Here is a 2,041-nt window from a genome sequence, read left to right as displayed (position 1 = left end):
AACTTGATCTTGCTCCCATCTTCATTGCGGCCGCGATCGCGCACGCGCGGGACCTGCACAGGAATGGTCCCGATCCCGGTCATCATCTCGCGCTCGGGCAGAAAACCATGGCGCACAAGACGCTGGCGGCCCTCCTCGTCCAGAAGATGCGCATGCTCGGCGAGGAAGGCGGATACCTCCGCCTGAACCGCCGTTCGCAGAAGCTCCTTGGCCCCAGCTTGGATTACCTCGGTCAACGGATCCGCAGAAAATTCCGATGGCAGTTCGAACGGGACAACGGTAGATTTGGCCATGGTGGCATATCCTTTCTCTTTTGAGACTGACGGCGCGTGAACACCGCCATGATATGCCGCCTACTTCAGGCCATCACCAACTTTCGGACATAACTCCAGAGGCGGAGCAACGTCCGCAGCATCCCGCCGCCTGGAGTGCCCCCACTGAAGTGGTCCACCAACTGGGATAGAATTATCCTGTTCAGGAGGACCGGAGATGGCAGGAAAGCGAGACAAGCCCGAGGACATCGTTTTAAAGCTTCGGCAGGTCGAAGTGCTGCAAGGACAGGGCATGGCGATCTCCGACGCGGTGCGTCAGATTGGCATCACGGAGCCGACGTTCGACCGCTGGCGCAAGCAGTATGGCGGCATGAGCCGAGACCAGCTGAAGCGGCTGAAGGAGCTTGAGACGGAGAACCAGCGGCTGCGGCGTAGGGTGTCGGATCTGACGCTGGACGTTGAGGCGCAAGCCGCCATGAGTCCAAGGCTGCGCCGAACGATCCTGACCGAGGCTGTCAGGGGAAAGCTCATTCTCCCGCTGCCCTCGGACCAGTGGCGGACAACGGCCTCATCCTTCGCGCCGTCGCAAGTGCATTGATCATGTGCGGCATGCGCTCGGCGGCGAGCCTTGTCCGCCATTGGTCCGAGGGGAATGGTCGAGTGACGAGTTCACGAAGGACGCGCCCCCTCACGGCAGATTTGGTGTGGCCAAATCGCCTGCCGGGCAACGGGTGATCCGTGTCAATCGCAAGCTGAATTGGACCGACGTGGTAGACGCCCTGACAGACCTGTTCATGCCTCACGCGGCGCGCCTAAATTTATGAGGTCTGACAATGGCGCGGAATTCATTTCCAGGAAGGTGCGGGGCTGGATCGGCGCGGTCGTCGCCAAGACCGCATTCATCGAGCTGGGATCACCGTGGGGGAACGGCTACTGCGAGAGCTTCAACGCTCAGTTCCGCGATAAACTGCTGAACGCAGAAGTCTTCTACTCGCTCCGGGAGGCCCAGATCCTCATCGAGCGGTGGGGCCGCCATTACAATACCGTCAGGCCGCACAACTCGTCGGGATACCGTCTGCCGGCTCCAGAAGCCATCGTCCCAATGGACCACCGACCGACGATGCACTAACAATCAACCTAGACCACTCGATGGGCGCAGAGCACGCCCTTGGACCTGAACGCCAGCACGAAGATATCGAAGAAGTTCTCGCTGAAGAGTCCGGCCCGGCCCGGCCCGCGCTCGGTAATGGCAGGCCAGCGCCGAGGGCAAGTGTGCCGAGGAGCTTCGACAGGTTTACCCGGCGACGGCCAAGCCAGCGGCTCCACGACGGTGAGGGTGACAACCGCGAGCACAATTGTAAGCGGTGGCTGCGGCCCACGTTGTCGGGCATCGGCATGATTGCGAGATCTACCCATCTCAAGATGGGGAGTGCGTTTCGCAATGTGTGCTATGAATTCGTTTCTCAGATCGCTGGGTGTGGAGGTCCATGCGTCAGGGCATCGACGGTGGCCGGATGATGTAAAGGCGCAGGTTGTCGCGGAGACGTTGGCGCCGGGCGCGACCGTGAACTCCGTGGCCGAGCGGTATGGGGTTAAGCCGAACCAGTTGTCCGCCTGGCGGGGCTTGGCGAAGAAGGGCAAGTTGGTCCTGCCTGCGGCCATCGACGCCTCCGCGGGGGCTGGTGAGCTCCCTGTCTTCGCGCCCCTTGTCCTGCGTGAGCCGGAGGAGCCAGTGGAGCGGGAGGCTTCGCCGCAGTCGGGCGACCTGC

1 protein-coding gene and 2 pseudogenes are annotated in these 2,041 nt (G+C 61.9%); 2 read left to right on the top strand and 1 reads right to left on the bottom strand.

The genetic code is table 11. The features are described from left to right. Positions 1-293 (bottom strand): annotated as a pseudogene (locus JSE7799_RS18790) (IS256 family transposase); the annotation flags it as partial. A gap of 196 nt (positions 294-489) precedes the next feature. Between JSE7799_RS18790 and JSE7799_RS22395 the strand changes: the two are divergent. Further along, positions 490-1,401 (top strand): annotated as a pseudogene (locus JSE7799_RS22395) (integrase core domain-containing protein). A 321-nt stretch (positions 1,402-1,722) separates the two neighbouring features. Then, positions 1,723-2,041: transposase (locus JSE7799_RS18775; RefSeq protein WP_144431637.1), on the top strand; the 319-nt coding region annotated here is incomplete at its 3' end.

The organism is Jannaschia seosinensis (assembly GCF_001408515.1).
In the GTDB taxonomy this organism is placed as follows: Bacteria; Pseudomonadota; Alphaproteobacteria; order Rhodobacterales; family Rhodobacteraceae; genus Jannaschia; species Jannaschia seosinensis.
The sequence above is the reverse complement of the archived record's forward strand: the minus strand, read 5'-3'. Positions and strand labels throughout refer to the sequence as shown.